We start from the raw sequence: 19,206 nt of genomic DNA on the forward strand, positions 1-19,206 counted from the left end.
CGTTAACGACCTCTCGCAAGTATTTCTCAAGGAAAATTATGAGTTCGCACTACGAATCAGCAGCACAGGCTCTCAACGATAAGGTTCGCCTCGTTCAAGACTTCCCAGAGGAGGGCATCCTCTTCGAAGATCTCACCCCAGTTTTGGCAGACCCAGAGGCTTTTCGCACCGTCGTAGACGGCTTAGCGGCCGCCTGCGAGGAACTGGGCGCGGAAATGATCGGTGGTCTAGATGCCCGTGGCTTCCTCCTCGGCTCGGCCGTGGCCTACAAGATGGGCCTGGGTATCCTAGCCATCCGCAAGAAGGGCAAGCTTCCTCCTCCGGTATACACCGAGGAATATGAACTGGAATACGGCTCGGCAGCGCTGGAGATTCCGGCCAGCGGCGTCGACATCAAGGGCAAGCGCGTAGTGCTTGTCGACGACGTCCTAGCTACCGGTGGCACCCTCCATGGTGCGAAACTTCTGCTCGAGTCTGCGGGTGCCGAGGTTGCCGGCAACGTCGTTGTGCTGGAAGTCAAAGGCCTCAATGGGCGTGAGCGTTTATCCGGCCCGCCGCTCATTGTGCTAAATGCCACAGACTAAGATGAAGTGTCTAAGCTAGATCCCACGATCTAGACGAACATGAGGCCACATGGCCCGTGGCACTGTGAAGGGCGGTAGAAATGGCCATGGATAAACCCGTAAAGCGCCAGACCGGCGGCGGCATGCGTAGTATGTCGGCCCGCCTCGCCCGTTCGCTTACAGGCGGCCGAGTCAGGGTGAATCCGGTGCTGGACCCGCTTATGTCCATCCACCGCAAGTTTCACCCTAAGGCCGATTCTGACCTGCTCAATCGTGCTTATAACACCGCCGAGCGTCTGCATGAAGGGGTTTTCCGCAAATCTGGAGAACCTTATATCACCCACCCACTTGCCGTGGCTACGATCGCTGCGGAAATTGGTATGGACACCACCACTATCGTGGCAGCGCTCTTGCACGACACGGTGGAGGATACGGACTACTCCTTAGACGACCTCACCAGGGATTTTGGCCCCGAGGTCGCCCGGCTGGTTGACGGTGTAACGAAGCTGGATAAGGTGGCGCTGGGCTCGGCCGCAGAGGCGGAAACCATCCGAAAGATGATCGTAGCCATGGCTACTGACCCGCGCGTCTTGGTCATTAAGGTAAGCGACCGCCTGCACAATATGCGTACGATGCGGTTCCTCCCGCCCGAAAAGCAGGCCAAAAAGGCGCGCCAAACCCTCGAAGTTATCGCTCCATTAGCCCACCGCTTAGGCATGGCCAGCGTGAAGTGGGAGTTGGAGGACTTATCCTTTGCCATCCTGTACCCCAAAAAGTACGACGAGATTGTGCGCATGGTGGCAGACCGCGCCCCCTCGCGTGACCGCGCGCTCAAAGAGATCATTAGCCAAGTCAGTGCGGCATTGAAGGAAAACGGCATTGAAGCTGAGGTTATGGGCCGGCCAAAGCATTACTGGTCCATCTACCAAAAGATGATCGTACGTGGCCGCGACTTTGCAGAGATTTTTGACCTAGTGGGTATCCGCATCCTAGTAGAGGATGTCAATAGCTGTTATGCCGCAATTGGCGTGGTTCACTCGATTTACCAAGCTCTGCCCGGACGTTTTAAGGACTATATTTCTTCGCCGCGATTTGGCGTCTATCAATCGCTGCACACCACAGTGCTAGGCGATGGTGGTGCCACGCTGGAGGTCCAGGTACGCACCCACGAGATGCACTACAACGCCGAATTTGGCGTGGCCGCTCACTGGCGTTACAAGGAAACCAAGGGCAAGAACTCCGGCCACCAAGAAGAAGTGGACCAGATGGCTTGGATGCGCCAACTTCTGGACTGGCAGAAGGAAGCAGCTGACCCTAATGAGTTCCTAGACTCCCTGCGCTATGACCTTACCGCTAAGCAAATCTTTGCCTTTACCCCTAAGGGTGACGTAGTAAATCTGCCCGCAGGTTCTACTCCGGTGGACTTTGCCTACGCCGTACATACCGAAGTGGGGCATAGGTGTATCGGTGCCAAGGTCAACGGCAAGCTGGTAGCACTGGAGTCGAAGCTAAAATCCGGTGACAAGGTTGAGATCTTTACTTCTAAAGACCCTAACGCAGGCCCGTCCCGTGATTGGCAGGACTTTCTGGTATCTGCACGCGCTAAGACCAAGGTGCGGCAGTGGTTTGCCAAAGAGCGCCGCGAAGAACATTTGGAGGCTGGGCGAGATGCCCTAGCCACTGAGGTCCAGCGAGGCGGCCTGCCGATGCACCGCCTGTTTACCGCCAGATCCATGAAGCAGGTGGCGGAGCAGCTGCACCACGCTGATGTCGATTCGCTGTATACCGCCATCGGCGCGGGCCAAGTATCTGCGCAACATGTTGCCAATCAATTGGTTGCCATGTTTGGGGACCAGGACGATGCAATTGACACTTTGGCCTCGCGCACGCCGCTGTCTGAGATTGAAAATTCCCGTGCCCAGCACACCGAGGACTCCGCATCGGGCACCGGCATCTTGGTGGAGGGCAGCCCTGATGTAATGGCCAAGCTCGCCAAATGCTGCCAGCCTGTACCAGGCGATACCATCTTTGGTTTCGTAACCCGCGGCGGCGGAGTATCAGTGCACCGAGCCGACTGCACCAACGCGGAAAAGCTCAAAGCAGAACCCGAGCGCATGCTAGAGGTGGCCTGGTCTTCTGGGACCTCCGCTACCGGCGCTTTCTCTGCGACGCTGCAATTGGAAGCCCTTGACCGGCAAGGCCTTCTTTCAGAGCTCACCCGTGTTATGAGTGATGAGAACATCAACGTTTTGACTATGAACTCCCACCGGGGTGATGACCACATTGCGACGGTTAGGTTTACGTTCTCGGTGTCAGACACCAAGCAGCTGGGCACGTTAATGACGACCTTGCGCAATACGGAAGGCGTCTTCGACGTCTACCGAGTAACTGCTTAGCGCGCTTTCTCCTTACCCTCAAGGTGGGGCGGGGCAGGCAACGGGAAGGCTTCGGGCGGGTTACTAGCGTATGAATTTTCGGCTTCTTCCAGGTAAAGTCCCAGCAAGCGAGCTTGGTTTCTCCTGCCAAGTGGTTAGTAAAGCGATATAAATTATCCTGTTGCTTTCTACAATCTAGGAGTATTTCAATGCAGTTTCGCCGCATCGGCCAACTTGTGGCCGCCACTACCGTATCCGCTGTAGCTCTCTCCGGCGCGCAGGCGGTAGCACAAGAAAACAAGACCACCATCTCTGTCACTAATATCACCGATATTCACGGTCACTTGGAGGACAAGATCGGTGACCCAGCAAAGGCTGGCGATGAAATTGGCGTGGCTCGTTTGCAGTCCCTTATCAAGCAGGTGAATAAAGGTCAGGAATTCAACCTGACTTCGTCGGGTGATAACGTAGGCGGCTCTGCCTTTGTATCTGCAATTTCTGATGACAAGTACACCCTTGAGGCCCTCAATCAGATGGGCATGAAGGTATCCGCAGTGGGAAACCACGAGTTTGATAAGGGTACCGAGGATCTAACCGACCGCATTCAGCCGAATTCCACGTATCCCATCTTGGGTGCCAACGTGCTTAAAGACGGTAAGCCCTTGCTTAAGCCTTCTCACGTTGAAGACGTAGACGGCGTCAAGGTGGGTTATGTCGGAACCGTGACGGAAAATACCAAGTACAAGGTATCTGCGGCCAAGATCCCGGGCGTTACCTTCACGGACCCAGTAAAGGCAACCAATGAAGAGGCTGCCCGGCTAAAGGAGTCCGGCGAAGCGGACGTTGTTGTCGCCCTTTTCCACGAGGATGCCCAAGAATATGCCGAGGGCTTCAGTAAAGACGTAGACGTGCTTTTCGGCGGCGATACTCACCAGCGCACCAAGGGCGAAGTCCCGCGCGATGGTGCACTCCCGTTGCAATGGGCGCAGGGGCATGAGTATGGCAAGTTGCTTAACGACGTCGACATTACCTTTGACAAGTCCGCCAAGAAGGTAACCGACATCAAACTCAGCCAGTACGATGCCATCGACGCTGCCGCTGTCGAGCCGGACGCTGGCATTGCAGCTGTGGTGGAAAAGGCACAAAAGGAAGCCGAGGTAGAAGGCTCCAAGACTGCAGGAAACGTCAAGCAGGACCTGTTCCGTGGCTCTGACGAAGGCGCAGAAGCAGGCTCCAACCGTGGCGTCGAATCCACCCTCAATAACTTCATCGCAGAGGGCCAACGCTATGCCATGAGCAAGCAGGTAGGCAAGGATATCGAGATCGGTGTGATGAACGCCGGTGGTGTGCGTGCCGACTTGAAGGGTGGCGACGTTACCTACAAGGACATCTTTGAGGTGCAGCCGTTTGGCAACTCCGTGATTACCGCAAAGATTTCCGGCGAGGAGTTCATCAATGCTTTGGACAACCAGTGGCAGGAGGGCAGCCGTCCACGCCTGGCCATGGGTCTTTCCAATAATGTTCAGGTGGTCTACGACCAGAAGGCCAACAAGGGTGAGCGGGTAAAGTCCGTGACCATCAACGGCGAACAGATTGACCCGAAGAAGGATTATTCCATCGCGCTGTCGTCCTTCCTTGCTTCCAGTGACGAAGAAGCCGGCGGCGATGGCTATTTCAACGCTGGTTCCATCAAGGACAAAAACGATGTGGGCTACATGGACACTCAGGCCATGATTGACTACATCAAGTCGGGTGAATCTGAGGTCCGCACCGGACAAGGTCAAATCGGTGCCCACGTTGAAGGTGAGGTGAAGCCGGGTAAGGAAATTACCGTCAATCTGTCGAGCCTTAATTACTCCACCGAGGGTGAGCCGATGGCAAAGAAGGCAACCGTGAAGTTGGGGGACGCTGAGCAGACCGTCGACATCGACAACGCTGCCCAGGAAGGCGATGCGCAATTTGGCGAGCGCGGACGTGCAACGGTAAAGCTCACCGTTCCAGAAAACCTCAGCGGCAAGCAAAACCTCGAAATCACCACTGACGCCGGCACCAAGGCAACTTTGCCTATCGAGGTAAGTGGCGAGAGCTCCCAGGAGCCGGGTGCTAAGCCCGAGCCGAAGGGTTCCTCCTTGTCCTCTAACGGTTCTTCCATGGGCAGCGCAGTATTTGCCATTGTTGCGGCGCTGGTAGCTGGTGTTGCGGTTGTGGGTATGAACCCGCAGATTCTTCCTGCCCCAGCGCGCAAGATGATTGAGGACCTGCGCAAGCAATTCCACCTCTAAGCCATCACGGCGCTAGGCGGAGCGGTTCTTCCTGAACGGGGGAGTATCGCTCCGCCTTTTCTGTATGCCGTGCAGCAGCCGGGTAACCTAATCAACCGTGGATACTTTAGACCTCTTTGTGCGCGAAATTACCTATCAACTAGGCATTGAATGGCACCGTATCCCCGTTGTCGTATTAGCCACTTTGGGCATCTACCTATCCTTCATGGTCCTAGTGAAGATATTTGGCTCCCGGGTCCTTACCTCCATGACGGCCTCAGATGCCATCATCATCATTATGTTCGGCGCGGTTGCAGGCCGTGTCATTGTGGGTAATCCACCAACCTTGGCCGCCGGCGTAATCGGCCTGACTACCCTGATGGCTCTAGAGGCCGCGTTCGGTACTATCCGCAAAGTGGTGAAGTGGACTCGCTTTCTTGACCGGCGCCCAGTTCTCCTAGTATTTCGCGGGAAAATGGTTGAGGATAACTTGACCCTGGCGCATATTACTAAGTCAGATATCTATTCTGCTGCACGCAAGGCAGGCATTAGCCGCATGCAGGACGTACAGATTATGATCCTGGAGCCAACGGGTCATATTTCCGTCATCAGAGTCGGGCAATCTATCGACCCAGAGCTTTTCAAAGACCTGGTGGGGTCTGAGTACATTGAAGACGCTAAAGAGTCCTAGATGCATCCCTAAGCCTGGAAAAGCTCAAGCGTCGGTCAGTTCTTCCGATTGCTCAAAAGCCTATGAAAAAGCCGCTGCATTCCCTTTTGGAATGCAGCGGCTTAAGAATCGCTATGAAGCGGTGACCTTACTTGTTGCCGAAAGGCAGGTCGAGGTACTTGTTTGCGAAGGCGAACAGGGTGCCCAGCGCGCCGATAACAGCGGTGAAAACGCTGATCCAAGCGGTGATTTCCTTAGGATCCATATCCTTGATGGAGGAACCCTCCTCGGTCGGCTCAGTAGTCTTGGTGGTGGTCGCTTCGGCAGGCTTCTTGTCCTGGGCGGAGGACGCTGGGGTGGAGGCCGCTGGAGTGGTCGGCTCAGCAGCGGTAGCAACGGTGGTGCCTGCGAAAGCGACGGACAGAGCGGTTGCGCCGGCAACGAGTGCCTTGCGGGAGAAAAGCTTCATGTTTGATTCCTAACAAGCTTGGTGCGTTCAAAGACGTTTCAAATACTAGACAGGCTGACAGGCTTCCGCAACAGTATTGGTAGGTTTTTGTTTACTCGCTGAAATATCTGAAAGTCTGCTGTGTGCTGCAAGTTTACTCTTGTGGCTAGTGTGAACTAGGGGAATTTTAGAGGCTTAGTGTTTCTGCAGCTTAGGGCTCATATTCAGGCTCAGGTTAAATTAAGGAAAGTAAAAGCCCCAGCGCGTCCGTACGTTGTGAAAGTGACGAATGCGCGGGGCTTAACCCTTGCCCCCGTTAGGGGGTGTGGGGTGGTGGCAGGGGAGGCGTCGCCAAGCAGGGCTTTTAAAGCGCCTAGGCCTTGACGGTTGCCTTCTTGATCTTGACTTCCTTTGCTGGCTTGCCATCTGGCTGGCCGCCTTCGACGCCGTTCTTGGCAATCTTGTCCATCGTCTTCATACCTTCGTCGGTAATGGTGGCGAAGTAGGTGTAGTTCGGGGTCAACTCAGAATCGTCATAGTTGAGGAAGAACTGAGAACCATTGGTGTCTGGACCGCTATTTGCCATGGCAACGGAGCCGCGCGGGTAGATAACGGGGTTCTGGGCATCCTTCTCATCCACTTCGTCGGTGGGGTACTCATCAGCGAAGCTGAAGCCAGGGCCGCCGGAACCGGAACCGGTCGGATCGCCACACTGCAAGACGTTGAGACCACCCGAGGTCATACGGTGGCAAACGGTGTTGTCGTAGTAGCCAGACTTTGCCAACTCAGAAATTGCGTTGGTGGCACACGGCGCCTTGGCACGATCCATCTCCATCTCAATGGTGCCCTGAGAAGTTTCAAAGGAAACGGTAACGGTGCCCTTGGTGGAAATATCCTTTCCATTCGGCTTAGTCGCACCATTGGAATCTTGACCGGTGTCCTCGTACTTACAGGTCACGGTATCCGGCAGAGCCTTTGCACGCTTATCTGCAATGGGCTGTGCCTGTGGGGTCTGCTGCGAGGTCTCAGCTGCGGAGGACTCCTCAGCTTGTACCTTCTCATCGTCGCCTTCGCGGGTGGACAAGTAGTAAATGCCGCCTACCAAGGCGAGGATTACTACGAGGGACGCGAAGACAACGCCCAGCGGGCGTGTCTTTTGCTTGCGTTCGCGGGATTTTAGCTCGCGCTCGAGCTTGCTCAGCGCCTCTTCGCCGCGCTTTTTATTATTTGGCACCGGGAGTCAACCTTTCTAGTGATTTTCGGTGGCATGATTCAACCTGACCGAGTTTAGCGGTTCCATACTTCGAAGAAAGCGTGGGCACGTAAATCGGGCTAGTTAATGGCTATTGAGCCAAGTCATAAGTACTCTGGTTTCTATGGTTGAACCAGATTTTATCGACCCGCCAACACCCACCGTTGGTGAACTTCCCGCAGTGGGAGACCCGCTGCCCGAATTCGAACTCATCGGTACGGACCTGAGTCAGATTAACAATGAGACTTTCGCGGGCACGCGCCTTATTATCTCCATCTTCCCCTCTATCGAAACCCCTGCCTGCCAGGAGCAACTGCGCCGTTTCCATGAGCAGGTTTCGCAGCTAGATAACACTAAGCTACTTTGCGTTTCTCGTGACTTGCCTTTTACCCTCAAGCGTTTTTGCGCTGCGGAAGGCATTGCTGATGTCATTGCCGCCTCCGCATTTCGATCGGACTTTGGAGAGAGGTTCGGCGTGACCGTTCGCGATTCCGTATTGGAAGGCCTCCTTGCCCGCTCCGTGGTCGTGGCCGATGAAAATCACCGGGTAATGCACACACAAATGGTTCCAGGTGTTGTCACCCAGCTTGACTATGAGAAGGTGTGGGATATTTTGAGCTAGGCCGCACAGCGTTGCTGGTCGCGATTCATCTACGAAGACGGGGCCGGGCGGCTCTTTATTCTCTGGGCAGCTAGGGTGGTGGGTATGGAACTCTTCGGTTTTACTGCCGGTCCTTTTCAGACCAATACCTATGTGATTGCGGAGGGCCGCCGCGCCTTCATCGTCGATCCCGGCATGGATGCTATGGGAAAAGTCCTAGAGCATGACTTGGACTATGAGGCTATCGTGCTTACCCACGGCCACATTGACCACACCCGGGACGCCGGATCCCTTGCAGAAAAGCTCGATATCCCTGTTTATATTCACCCCGCTGACAAGTTTATGCTCGCCAGCGGCGAAGGTGTTTCGCCCCAGGCGCAGGAGCTTTTCGACGCCGCCCATATGACCCCCATCAACGACGTCCGCGAGCTACAAGACGGAGGAACCCTAGAACTCCTCGGCCATACCTTCAGCCTGAAGCATGCGCCCGGGCATTCTCCGGGATGCACCATGATCGTCGCTGAGGACTTTGCCTTAACTGGTGATGTGCTCTTTGCCGGTGCCATTGGTCGCACCGACCTACCGCACTCGGATCCCAAAGCCATGCAGAAGTCCCTTGCGGGCCCAGTGTGGAGTTTGGCGGATAACCTCGACATTCTGCCCGGCCATGGTCCCACCACCACCATGCGTAAGGAGAGGGCGACCAATCCCTTCTTCGCTACATTGAGGGAGGTACTGTAATACCCGTGAGTAATAAAAAGCAGTTTCAAGCCCTGTCCGCTCCCAAAGGTGTCCCAGACTATTTCCCACCGCAGTCGGCCGCATTCTATAAGGTGCGCCAGACCATGGTGGAGCAGGCACATCTCTCCGGCTTCCAGCACATTGAGCTGCCCATTTTTGAAGACACCGCGCTCTTTGCTCGTGGCGTAGGCGAGTCCACCGACGTGGTATCTAAAGAGATGTACACCTTCGCCGATCGCGGTGACCGCTCCGTTACCTTGCGTCCAGAGGGTACTGCCGGCGTGATGCGCTCTGTCATTGAGCACAACTTGGACCGTGGCCAACTGCCCGTGAAGCTTAACTATTTTGGTCCGTTCTTCCGCTACGAACGCCCGCAGGCCGGCCGCTACCGCCAGCTCCAGCAGGTGGGTGTGGAGGCAATTGGTGTCGACGATCCTGCGCTAGACGCCGAGGTCATTGCTTTGGCAGACCGTTCCTTCCGCGCGCTGGGGCTTAGCGGCTTCCGCCTCGAGCTGACCAGCTTAGGCGATCGCAATTGCCGCCCGGCTTACCGGGAGAAGCTGCAGGAGTTCCTCTTTAAACTCGATTTGGATGAAGAGACCCGCCACCGTGCTGAGATCAACCCTCTGCGTGTGCTGGATGATAAGCGTCCGGAAGTCCAAGAGCAGCTTGTCGATGCCCCCTTAATGCTCGACCACCTTAATGCGGAATGCCGCGAGCATTTCGAGACCGTCACCGGCATGTTGGATGATATGGGCGTAGCTTATGAGATTAATCCGCGCATGGTGCGCGGATTGGATTACTACACCAAGACCTGCTTCGAGTTCGTCCATGACGGCCTTGGTGCGCAGTCCGGTATCGGTGGCGGTGGACGCTACGACGGCCTGATGGCCCAGCTGGGCGGCCAAGACCTATCCGGCATCGGCTATGGCTTGGGCGTCGACCGCGCCCTGCTGGCTCTTGAAGCCGAGGGCATCACCCTAGAAGGCGTAGATTCTCGCGTGGACGTCTTTGGCGTGGCGCTGGGTGCCTCCGCAAAGCGCACCATGACCACTCTTATCAACGATCTCCGCAAGGCCGGCATTTCCGCGGATATGTCTTTTGGAGACCGTGGCCTCAAGGGCGCGATGAAGGGTGCAGACCGTGCAGGCGCGCGCTTCGCTCTGGTACTGGGCGAGCAGGAGCTAGAAAACGGCACCGTTGCGCTTAAGGACCTAGCCGCACACGAGCAGCACGACGTTAATGCCTCTGACCTAGTTTCCGTCCTTACACGGGAAATGCACGACGAGGCTTAGGTTTTTGTAGCTGGTGGGCATCGCGCTTAGGCGCGGTGACCTCTTTTAATACCTGCCAAGTAAAGATCAATAATCATTTCTTGGAGGTCCGGCTGGTAGGCCTCAACATCGACCTCGCGGGGCCGTGCCAAGCTGAGGAGTCCGACAATGAACTCGAGGTGGGTGACTCCGGGGCCGATCTCGCCGTGCTGTTGCCCAAGCTCAATAAACCTGCGCCCATTGCTCTCCAAGAGGTCACGCTGAGCGGTTAGCTCGGGGCTCAGAGAATCCAAATCCTGAGGGATGAAGGCAGGGATAAGGGTATTAAGCTCCATGGTAAGGATATGGGTGGCATAGGCACGGACATAATCAGTGCCGGAATGCGTAGGAGCCTCAAAGTCAGCGATGAGACGCTGTTGGAACCTCGCAAAGGCATCGCCCATATATTCTGCGCAAGCGCGGATAAGGCTCGCGCGGTTAGGGAAGTTGCGATAGACGGTGGCTACACTCACCCCGGCTTGTGCGGCTACCTTATCCAAAGCGACATTATCGCCGTGGGATCGGAATAACTGACACGCCGCGGCAATAATAGCTGTGCGGCGGTGAAGAGCATCTGCGCGCATGGAGTCTGTTTTAGCACTCCACCTGGGACACACTAAAGCCCATGGTCTTAGCCAATCCGCCCAGGGAGGTTTCCTTGTATTTGGAGAGCATATCGCGGCCGGTCTCTGCCATAGTTTGCACTGCATTATCCAAGGTCACATGATGAGTGCCTTCGCCCATCTTGGCCATGCGTGCGGCATTGATGGATTTCACCGCACCGATGGCATTGCGTTCGATGCACGGAATCTGCACCAATCCGCCAACTGGGTCGCAGGTCAGCCCCAAGTTATGCTCCAATGCGATCTCCGCGGCATTTTCTATCTGCGCCGGAGTGGCGCCGAGCAGCTCTGCCATACCCGCAGCGGCCATAGCGGAGGCGGAACCTACCTCGCCTTGGCAGCCCACCTCAGCTCCGGAGATGGACGCATTTTCTTTGATGATCATGCCGATAGCACCGGCGGTCAATAGGTAGCGCCGGGCGGTAGAACGGGTGAAGTCTGCGCGGAAATCGCGCGCATAGTGCAGTACCGCTGGAATGATGCCGCACGCACCATTGGTAGGTGCGGTAATGACGCGGCCACCGGCCGCGTTTTGCTCATTGACCGCGAGGGCATAGAGATTGACCCACTCCATGGCGGAGAAACCGCAGCTGGTGTCATCCTGATTTTCCAGCAACTGGGCGTACATCTTTGGGGCGCGACGCGGCACACGCAGCCCACCCGGTAGTAGGCCCTTGGTGGAAATGCCTTCGGTCACACACTCCCGCATGATGTCCCAGACCAGATCAAGGTGCCGCAACACGAATTCGGCGCCGCCTTCGTCACGGTGCAAGGTCTCCTCGTTGGCTAGCACGATCTCCCAGATTGCCTTGTCATGGGCTTCGCACAGATTGAGCAATTCTTCGCCCGTGGTAAAATGATAAGGAACGGTGTCATCAACCTGCGCTGCGGCTACGCCAGCGGGCACCTCATTGCTTTCAGCGACTTCCGCATCAAGCTCCGAGCGAGAGAGAATAAAGCCGCCGCCGACAGAGAAGTACTCTTCTTTTTCTGCGATGAGGTTGCCGCTTTCATCCCAAGCACTAAAAATCATGCCATTGGGGTGCTGAGGAAGTGGTTCGTTATCAAAAGCGATCTCATAGTCCACCGTGCCGCGGGGGCCAGAAATCGTTCCTTCACTGGGAATAAATCCACCTGCGTGCGGCTCGGCGTCGATAGGCACGCTCGGTGGATCCCAGCCAGCGAGACCGAGGATGACAGCGCGGTCGGAGGCATGCCCGCGGCCAGTGGCGGAAAGGGAACCGCGCAACTCGGTATACACCTTCGCCGGGTGCTTCTCGAGGGAATCGAGGAATTGCTTAGCCGCGCGCATAGGCCCAACGGTGTGCGAAGAGGACGGGCCGATGCCGATGGAGAAGATGTCCGTGACGCTAATTGTCATAGTTAAGCTGTGCCGAACCTTTCTGGGTGGATATGTGTTTGGTTCCTAGGGCTTTTCTCGTATCAAGGGGCAAAGCCGGAAGCGAGGGGAGAGGCAAATTTTCTGTGCCCAGCGTAGCGAAAGTCACACCTTCTATCAATCGCCGCCTATGCGAAGTACAGACCGCGCCTGTGGCCTAGTCGCCGTAGCCATTCAGGAGCTTTCCCAAGGGGATGAAGTTCTCCTTGGCTAGCCGCACAGTAGATCTGCCACCCAACCCCTCCAGCTCGCCAGCGATTCCAGACACCCTGTCCCTGGGGGCAACCATTTGGTCAGCTAGCTGAATTGCAGAGCGTTCAATGCGGGTGACAAGGCGTTCGCCTTCTGGAGTGCCCAAGTCCTCCGCAGCCTGAAAAACTCCCGTTGGCACGATATTTGCGTGGAGTTGATTAAACAGTGGGCGAAGCGCGTAGTCCAAAATTAGGGAGTGGCGTGAAGAACCAGCTGTAGCCGCGATGATTGTAGGAAGATTGTCGAGTGCATGGGGTGCCAAGGTGTCAAAGAACATCTTGAATAGGCCCGAATAGCTCCCCTGAAATACAGGGGTGACGGCAATGAGCCCATCGGCTTGAGCAACGTGTTCCTGGGCCCGGGTCAACTCCGGCGTCGACGCAGTCCGATCGGTCATGGCGGTTGCTAGTTCGAAGGCCAAATCGCGAATCTCAATGACGTCGATCTGGATCCCTTCACCGCGCGCGGCGATTTTGGCGCGGGTAGCCTCTGCGAGCATGTCTGCCAGCCGACGAGAGGAAGACGGTTGCGATAAGCCAGCTGAGATAACGAGTAGGGAGCGCATAACTAGTGTTCCTTTCCAGGGCTGACCTGCAGGTGAGAAGAATTGGGCTCAGCGAGCAAGCTAGCGTGTGTCGGCGGGTGAGAAGGAACGTGGCTGGGACGGCGTTGTTCAAAGCGTCGTCGCAGCTCGGGGACTACTTGGGTGCCAAGGATTTCTATCTGCTCGAGGACTACTTCTTGCGGTAGCCCGGCGTGATCGATGAGGAATAGCTGACGCTGGTAGTTCCCGGCCCAGTCAGCAAAACTAAGGGTCTTTTCAATTACTTGCTCCACGGTGCCAACGGTCAATGGAGTCTGGGCCGTGAATTCTTCGAGGCTGGGGCCGTGTCCATAGACCGGGGCATTGTCGAAGTAGGGGCGGAAGAAATCTTTAGCCTCTTGCTCTGTATCGCCGATAAAGACCTGGCCACCAAGGCCTACAATCGCTTGGTCCGCTTGGCCGTGGCCGTAGCTTGCAAAACGACGGCGGTAGAGATCTACCATCTGAGCAGTGTGTTCCTTATTCCAAAAGATATTGTTATGGAAGAAACCATCGCCGTAATAAGCAGCTTGCTCGGCAATTTGCGGCGAACGAATTGAGCCGTGCCAGACAAAGGGCGGAATTCCATCCAGCGGCGCCGGGGTAGCAGTAAACCCTTCCAAGGCCGTGCGGAACTTTCCTTGCCAATTAACAACTGGCTCGCGCCAGAGCCTGCGCAGCAGGTGATAATTTTCAATAGCCAGGGGAATGCCCTGCTGGATATCCTTGCCAAACCACGGATAGACTGGGCCCGTATTTCCGCGGCCCAGCATAAGGTCTACTCGCCCTTGTGCAAGGTGCTGCAGGAAGGCATAGTCCTCTGCGATCTTGACCGGGTCATTGGTAGTAATAAGCGTCGTTGCAGTCGAGAGCTGCAAGCGCTTCGTCTGCGCGGCGATATAGGCCAAGTGCGTGGTAGGAGAGGAAGGTACGAAGGGCGGGTTGTGGTGCTCGCCGGTGGCAAAGACATCCAGGCCAACCTCCTCTGCCTTCAGCGCAATCTCCGTTAAGTTGCGGATGCGCTCGGCTTCAGAGGGAGTCTTTCCGGAGTTGGGGTCAGTAGTTAAATCCCCAATGCTGAAGATGCCGAATTGCATGGTTACCTTTCTATGCGCTACCCAAGGGCACAAGACGCAATGTGAATGGCTGGCGAATCATTCCCATTCTAGGGCATCGAAAAGCACCGGCAGGTCCGCCGGTGTAACCAAGCGCAGCGGAGTCTCATTTACTTTGCCGTGCTCTGTGATGACGGCTGCGTACGGGCGGTGTCCTTGGTTATCGGTTTCTGATAGGTGGTCCATCGACTCCTGCACACTTACCGTGCGGGCCAGAAAGATGGCGCGATCGCTGGGCTCTTGATACTTCGCTCTATCCGCACTGTCGGCGGCATCGAGTTTGTCCTTATCGCTGAAATCCGCGGCGACCCATCGATGCGGCTGCAGGACGCGAAGGGTCTCGGGAGGGGACACCACTATGTCCCGGAGGGTGGAAATCTGCTGTACCACTGCTGCGTGCGGCTGAGCGATGAGCTCTGATTTGTAATAGCGGGCGTGGGAAAGGAGTTCTTTGCGTTCACGATGGAGCGCAGGGTTTTAAGATCATGAAAGCGGCCAAGAATGCACTAGTTCGGTGCATGGTGATAGGTGCCAGTGTGGAGAAGGGTGGAAAGGGAGGGCGTCGCCAAGCGCGGAGTGCTTGCAGCGCCCTGGGATAGGGATAAGAAAATCCGCTAGCCCCGGCACAGTCGGTATGGCTAGCGGAGGTGGCGAGTCCGTCTAGGCTCTTAGAGGATAGGCGGCGGCCAAAAGTAGTTTTAGCCGCGGTAAGCGCCGCGCCCCAAGGTGTCGCACTGGGACATCTTGCCGGAGTTATAGCCAGCGAGGAATGCCTTCTCGCGTTGTTCAGAAGAGCCATGGGTCCAGGAGTCAGGCTGGACCTGGCCGCCGGAACGGCGTTGAATATTGTCATCGCCCACCGCTTGGGCAGCGGCGACAGCATCCGAGACCTGTTCTTTGGTAATGGGCTCTAGCAAGGGGTTGTCACCCTTGTCGGCGTAGGAGGCCCACAGCCCGGCGTAGCAGTCAGCCTGCAGCTCGATCTTCACGGCGTTGGAATCGGCGCCGGGGTTGTTATAGTCCGACAAGCCGAGGGTGCCCTCCAGGTTTTGAATGTGGTGGCCAAACTCGTGGGCCACGATGTACATGCGGGCCAAAGGGGCATTTTCCGCGCCGAAATTGCGCAGGGAATCAAAGAACTCGGTATCGAAATAGGCGGACTCATCGCGTGGGCAATAGAAGGGGCCGGTAGAAGAGGATGCCGCGCCGCATCCGGTATTAACGCCACCGTGGAAGACCACGCGCTCCGGTTCGGTGTATTGAATATTCGCCTGTTCTGGCAGCACCTTGGACCAAACGTTGTCCACGCTGCGGCCGGTGAACTCTACCAGGCATTCATCTTTGGTATTGCCATCTTCCGCAGTTTTGCATTCTGGGCTATCGCCCTGCGCGGCGCCATCGGACTGAGACTGTTCATTGCCTAAAATCGCGCCCAAGTCTGAGGGGTTACCGCCAAGTAGGAGGAAAAGGCCAACCAAAACAATCGAGCCGACGCCACCGCCGATGGCGATGCCACCGCCGCCACCGGAACGAGCTTCCTTGCCGCCGAAATCGGCACCAGATCTAAAAGTCATGTCTAAATAGTGCCACATGGCCCCTTAAAACACAGGATGAAGATGGGTGCACAAGGGGGCAAGGAAACAGGGGGAGGAAGCTACCTTTTCCGCTTTCGGGGCGGCGCTGCGTCTACCTTACTGCGCTGCGCGTACCGGTAGGGATGTAGGATTGTGCACGTTCCTAGTCTTGTGCTTGGTTTGGCGCGCGCTGTTTACGCGTGGCGGGACCCGCAAGTGACACAATTTTCAGAAGGGATTGAACAACAGTGCTGCGTACCCACTTAGCTGGTGAGCTCCGCAAAGAACTCGCAGGAGAGACCGTCACCCTAACCGGTTGGGTTTCCCGCCGCCGCGATCACGGTGGTGTGATCTTCATTGACCTGCGCGATCGCTCTGGCATCGCCCAGGTTGTCTTCCGTGAATCTGACGTTGCGGAACGCGCCCACGACCTGCGCTCCGAATACTGCGTGAAGGTTACCGGTACCGTAGAACCCCGCCCGGAAGGCTCTGAGAACCCCAACCTGCCGTCCGGCGAGATTGAGGTCAATGTCGCGGATCTTGAGGTGCTCAATAAATCCGCAGCGCTGCCGTTCCAGGTTGATGATCCTTCGACCTCGGGTGAGGTAGGCGAGGAGACTCGCTTGAAGTACCGCTACTTGGACCTGCGCCGTGAGCGCCAGGCGAAGGCCCTGCGCCTGCGTTCTGCCGCTAACCGTGCGGCCCGCAAGGTGCTGGATTCTCATGACTTTGCAGAAATTGAGACTCCAACCTTGACTCGTTCCACCCCGGAGGGTGCGCGTGACTTCCTGGTGCCGGCGCGCTTGAAGCCAGGCACGTGGTACGCACTGCCACAGTCCCCGCAGCTGTTCAAGCAGCTGCTCATGGTCGCTGGCATGGAGCGCTACTACCAGATTGCACGTTGCTACCGCGATGAGGATTTCCGCGCCGACCGCCAGCCGGAGTTTACGCAGCTGGACGTGGAGATGTCCTTTGTAGACCAGGACGATGTCATCGCCTTGGCAGAAGAGATCGTTACCGAGCTGTGGAAGCTCATTGGCTACGAGATTAAGACTCCTATCCCGCGCATGACCTACGCTGATGCGATGAAGTACTACGGCTCTGATAAGCCAGACCTGCGCTTCGACATCAAGATTGTAGAGTGCACCGAGTTCTTCAAGGACACCACCTTCCGCGTCTTCCAGAATGAATACGTGGGCGCTGTGGTTATGGAGGGCGGCGCCTCCCAGCCGCGCCGTCAGTTCGATGCTTGGCAGGACTGGGCTAAGCAGCGCGGTGCGAAGGGCTTGGCTTATATCACCGTGGGTGAGGACGGCACATTGGGCGGCCCGGTGGCTAAGAACATTACCGACGCCGAGCGCGAGGGCATCGCAGAGCACGTCGGCGCTAAGCCAGGCGATGCTATCTTCTTTGCCGCTGGCGACACCAAGGCTTCGCGTGCCCTGCTGGGTGCTGCGCGCGGCGAGATTGCAAAGAAGCTGGACCTTATCAAGGAAGGCGACTGGGCCTTCACGTGGGTTATTGATGCCCCGCTCTTCGAGCCTTCTGCCGATGCAACCGCTTCCGGCGACGTCGCTTTGGGTCACTCCAAGTGGACCGCGGTCCACCACGCGTTCACCTCCCCGAAGCCGGAGTGGATTGATTCCTTTGACCAGAACCCGGGCGAGGCTACCGCCTACGCTTATGACATTGTCTGCAACGGCAATGAGATTGGCGGCGGTTCCATCCGTATCCACCAGGAAGACGTGCAAAAGCGCGTCTTTGATGTCATGGGAATTGGGGACGAGGAAGCTCAGGAGAAGTTTGGCTTCCTGCTCGATGCCTTCTCTTATGGCGCCCCGCCACACGGCGGCATCGCCTTTGGCTGGGACCGCATTGTCTCCCTGCTGGGCGGCTTCGACTCCATCCGCGACGTCATTGCGTTCCCGAAGTCCGGCGGCGGGGTAGACCCGCTTACCGACGCCCCTGCACCAATCCCTGCCGCACAGCGCAAGGAAACCGGCGTAGACTACAAGCCGGAAAAGAAGAAGGAACAGGACAAGGCCGGTTCCACTGCGGGAGAGACTGCTGAGGAGAAGTAAGCAGATAGCTTGAACCTCAGCTGTTAAGGCACACCGTGCGGGGCACATCGTAGGTCGTGGCCATTGTCGCTGCGGGCGAACTTGTGACCCCGCTTTGGTGTGAGGGGGCATACTGGATAGAACTATGGATGAAAACGATACTGTGCTATCGCCCGAGGACGTCATCAAGGCCGCCTCGGAGATGTTGTCGCGCCGTTTTGGTGGCACCCCGGAGATGTCGAGCGTAGAGCGCTTGGATGGCTCCGGCAATGCAATGGTCTTGCGCGCAAGGATTGCCCCCGGCGCCTTCCTGCCTCACCGCTCGGTAGTCATTAAATACAACCCGGTCACAGGCTATGGCGTTGATGATGCCGCAATGCTGCGTGAGGTTGTGGCTTATCAATTTACTACCGCGCTATCTGAAGATGTGCGCCCTGGCCCAGTGCTCCTCGCCCATGATTTAGATAAGCGCATTATCGTTTTGACGGACTTGGGTGAGGGCGAAACGCTTGCCGATGTCCTGGTTCAGTCCACCGATGCCGACCGCGTCCGAGTGCTGCGCTCGCTGGGCAGCGCTCTAGGCCACATGCATGCGGGGACCGCCGGGCATGAGCAGGATTATGAAACCTTGCTTAGCCGCATGTTGCGCAAGAACCCGGAATTGGCCCCGCACCAATCCGTGCGTGATGAGGCATTGGAAGGCTCCATCGGAATCGGCCTCGATTTGCTGGATACGGCGGGGCTCGAAGCCCCCGAAAGCTTCCGTGAGCTAGCTCGTCAAGCAGCCAGGTCTTTGGCCTCCGGCAAGGACCGGGCCTTTACTCCCTTTGACCTTTCTCCGGATAATATTATCGTCTCGCAGCACCTGCACTTCTTGGATTATGAATGGGCGGGATTCCGCAATGTGGGCTTCGACGTGGCCTGCGTTATTGCTGGTTTCCCACAATTCCTCTTCTCTAAGCCGATTACGGACGAGGAGGCAGATATTTTTATCTCCGCCTGGTCTCGTGCGGTAGCAGACGTGTGGCCGCTGTTTTCTGATCCGGAAGAGATCCATGGACTCATCGTGGCTTCACTAATCGGCTGGGCGCTGTCGAGCGTGACCACCATGCAAGCAGGCGGCATTGAAGGGCTGGTGGCCTTGGTCAGGGGAGAAGCCGAGGTCTTCCACGATCCGCAGCATTCGATCTTGCGCCCGGCCGATCACGGGCCGTTTACGGAAGATGAATTGCTGGTGCGCCGTGATCTGTACGAAACCTTTGAGGCGCTGTCGCGCTATGCCGCGCGCTGCGATGGCCCCTCCTGCGCACCCATCGCAGAATTTGGCAGCGCAATTGCGCGCCGCTTGGATGATGAATAGATAACTTCGATGTGCC

At 56.8% G+C, this 19,206-nt stretch carries 17 protein-coding genes; 9 read left to right on the plus strand and 8 right to left on the minus strand.

Annotated features, from left to right (window positions below):
- Positions 1–38: 38 nt before the first annotated feature.
- From ACLI1L_RS06010 to ACLI1L_RS06025, 4 genes are all read left to right on the plus strand, one after another.
- Positions 39–584: an adenine phosphoribosyltransferase gene (locus ACLI1L_RS06010; RefSeq protein ID WP_411708302.1), complete on the plus strand. Its 546-nt coding sequence runs from the start codon at positions 39–41 to the stop codon at positions 582–584.
- An 86-nt stretch (positions 585–670) separates the two neighbouring features.
- Positions 671–2,959, plus strand: a complete 2,289-nt coding sequence (locus ACLI1L_RS06015; RefSeq protein WP_411708303.1) for a RelA/SpoT family protein — start codon at positions 671–673, stop codon at positions 2,957–2,959.
- A gap of 188 nt (positions 2,960–3,147) precedes the next feature.
- Positions 3,148–5,220, plus strand: coding sequence for a bifunctional metallophosphatase/5'-nucleotidase (locus tag ACLI1L_RS06020; RefSeq protein ID WP_086587576.1), 2,073 nt, complete (start codon positions 3,148–3,150; stop codon positions 5,218–5,220).
- Between the two features lie 97 nt (positions 5,221–5,317).
- Positions 5,318–5,890 carry a DUF421 domain-containing protein gene (locus ACLI1L_RS06025; protein ID WP_208612431.1) on the plus strand — a complete coding sequence of 191 codons (573 nt, stop codon included), beginning with the start codon at positions 5,318–5,320 and terminating at the stop codon, positions 5,888–5,890.
- 127 nt (positions 5,891–6,017) lie between these two features.
- Here the strand turns inward: ACLI1L_RS06025 and ACLI1L_RS06030 are convergent, their stop codons facing one another.
- Together ACLI1L_RS06030 and ACLI1L_RS06035 are read right to left on the minus strand one after the other, a co-directional pair.
- Positions 6,018–6,338, minus strand: a complete 321-nt coding sequence (locus ACLI1L_RS06030) for a hypothetical protein (RefSeq protein WP_086587577.1) — start codon at positions 6,336–6,338, stop codon at positions 6,018–6,020.
- A 352-nt stretch (positions 6,339–6,690) separates the two neighbouring features.
- Positions 6,691–7,551: a peptidylprolyl isomerase gene (locus ACLI1L_RS06035; RefSeq protein WP_023021443.1), complete on the minus strand. Its 861-nt coding sequence runs from the start codon at positions 7,549–7,551 to the stop codon at positions 6,691–6,693.
- A gap of 142 nt (positions 7,552–7,693) precedes the next feature.
- Between ACLI1L_RS06035 and tpx the strand changes: the two genes are divergently transcribed.
- The 3 genes from tpx to hisS all read left to right on the plus strand — a co-directional run bounded on the left by tpx (position 7,694) and on the right by hisS (position 10,206).
- Positions 7,694–8,191: a thiol peroxidase gene (gene tpx, locus ACLI1L_RS06040; RefSeq protein WP_411708304.1), complete on the plus strand. Its 498-nt coding sequence runs from the start codon at positions 7,694–7,696 to the stop codon at positions 8,189–8,191.
- An 84-nt stretch (positions 8,192–8,275) separates the two neighbouring features.
- Positions 8,276–8,911: an MBL fold metallo-hydrolase gene (locus tag ACLI1L_RS06045; protein WP_086587580.1), complete on the plus strand. Its 636-nt coding sequence runs from the start codon at positions 8,276–8,278 to the stop codon at positions 8,909–8,911.
- Positions 8,912–8,916: 5 nt separating this feature from the next.
- A complete protein-coding gene (gene hisS / locus ACLI1L_RS06050; protein ID WP_411708305.1) occupies positions 8,917–10,206 on the plus strand; it encodes a histidine--tRNA ligase in 1,290 nt (429 codons plus the stop codon).
- Between the two features lie 26 nt (positions 10,207–10,232).
- Here hisS and ACLI1L_RS06055 read toward each other — a convergent pair whose 3' ends face one another.
- From ACLI1L_RS06055 to ACLI1L_RS06080, 6 genes are all read right to left on the minus strand, one after another.
- A complete protein-coding gene (locus ACLI1L_RS06055; protein WP_411708306.1) occupies positions 10,233–10,808 on the minus strand; it encodes a TetR/AcrR family transcriptional regulator in 576 nt (191 codons plus the stop codon).
- Between the two features lie 10 nt (positions 10,809–10,818).
- A complete protein-coding gene (locus tag ACLI1L_RS06060; protein WP_411708307.1) occupies positions 10,819–12,228 on the minus strand; it encodes an L-serine ammonia-lyase in 1,410 nt (469 codons plus the stop codon).
- A gap of 175 nt (positions 12,229–12,403) precedes the next feature.
- Positions 12,404–13,063, minus strand: coding sequence for an FMN reductase (locus ACLI1L_RS06065; protein WP_086587583.1), 660 nt, complete (start codon positions 13,061–13,063; stop codon positions 12,404–12,406).
- Between the two features lie 2 nt (positions 13,064–13,065).
- Entirely contained in the window at positions 13,066–14,178 is a 1,113-nt protein-coding gene (locus tag ACLI1L_RS06070; protein WP_086587584.1) for an LLM class flavin-dependent oxidoreductase, read from the minus strand.
- Positions 14,179–14,235: 57 nt separating this feature from the next.
- Positions 14,236–14,550 carry a hypothetical protein gene (locus ACLI1L_RS06075; protein ID WP_244169501.1) on the minus strand — a complete coding sequence of 105 codons (315 nt, stop codon included), beginning with the start codon at positions 14,548–14,550 and terminating at the stop codon, positions 14,236–14,238.
- A gap of 344 nt (positions 14,551–14,894) precedes the next feature.
- Complete coding sequence (locus ACLI1L_RS06080; RefSeq protein ID WP_086587744.1) at positions 14,895–15,770, minus strand: neutral zinc metallopeptidase; 876 nt, start codon at positions 15,768–15,770, stop codon at positions 14,895–14,897.
- 248 nt (positions 15,771–16,018) lie between these two features.
- On the opposite strand from ACLI1L_RS06080, the gene aspS reads away from it, so the two are divergent.
- Together aspS and ACLI1L_RS06090 are read left to right on the plus strand one after the other, a co-directional pair.
- Positions 16,019–17,851: an aspartate--tRNA ligase gene (gene aspS / locus ACLI1L_RS06085; RefSeq protein WP_086587585.1), complete on the plus strand. Its 1,833-nt coding sequence runs from the start codon at positions 16,019–16,021 to the stop codon at positions 17,849–17,851.
- A 124-nt stretch (positions 17,852–17,975) separates the two neighbouring features.
- Complete coding sequence (locus ACLI1L_RS06090; protein ID WP_086587586.1) at positions 17,976–19,190, plus strand: phosphotransferase; 1,215 nt, start codon at positions 17,976–17,978, stop codon at positions 19,188–19,190.
- Positions 19,191–19,206 lie beyond the last annotated feature (16 nt).

It is taken from the genome of Corynebacterium sp. LaCa117 (assembly GCF_046717765.1).
Classification (GTDB): domain Bacteria; phylum Actinomycetota; class Actinomycetes; order Mycobacteriales; family Mycobacteriaceae; genus Corynebacterium; species Corynebacterium kefirresidentii.

Coding starts and splice junctions, on each gene's coding strand:
- ACLI1L_RS06010 (WP_411708302.1), top strand. CDS start 39: ATGAGTTCGCACTACGAATCAGCAGCACAGGCTCTCAACGATAAGGTT.
- ACLI1L_RS06015 (WP_411708303.1), top strand. CDS start 671: ATGGATAAACCCGTAAAGCGCCAGACCGGCGGCGGCATGCGTAGTATG.
- ACLI1L_RS06020 (WP_086587576.1), top strand. CDS start 3,148: ATGCAGTTTCGCCGCATCGGCCAACTTGTGGCCGCCACTACCGTATCC.
- ACLI1L_RS06030 (WP_086587577.1), bottom strand. CDS start 6,338: ATGAAGCTTTTCTCCCGCAAGGCACTCGTTGCCGGCGCAACCGCTCTG.
- tpx (WP_411708304.1), top strand. CDS start 7,694: ATGGTTGAACCAGATTTTATCGACCCGCCAACACCCACCGTTGGTGAA.
- ACLI1L_RS06045 (WP_086587580.1), top strand. CDS start 8,276: ATGGAACTCTTCGGTTTTACTGCCGGTCCTTTTCAGACCAATACCTAT.
- ACLI1L_RS06055 (WP_411708306.1), bottom strand. CDS start 10,808: ATGCGCGCAGATGCTCTTCACCGCCGCACAGCTATTATTGCCGCGGCG.
- ACLI1L_RS06060 (WP_411708307.1), bottom strand. CDS start 12,228: ATGACAATTAGCGTCACGGACATCTTCTCCATCGGCATCGGCCCGTCC.
- ACLI1L_RS06065 (WP_086587583.1), bottom strand. CDS start 13,063: ATGCGCTCCCTACTCGTTATCTCAGCTGGCTTATCGCAACCGTCTTCC.
- ACLI1L_RS06070 (WP_086587584.1), bottom strand. CDS start 14,178: ATGCAATTCGGCATCTTCAGCATTGGGGATTTAACTACTGACCCCAAC.
- ACLI1L_RS06080 (WP_086587744.1), bottom strand. CDS start 15,770: ATGACTTTTAGATCTGGTGCCGATTTCGGCGGCAAGGAAGCTCGTTCC.
- ACLI1L_RS06090 (WP_086587586.1), top strand. CDS start 17,976: ATGGATGAAAACGATACTGTGCTATCGCCCGAGGACGTCATCAAGGCC.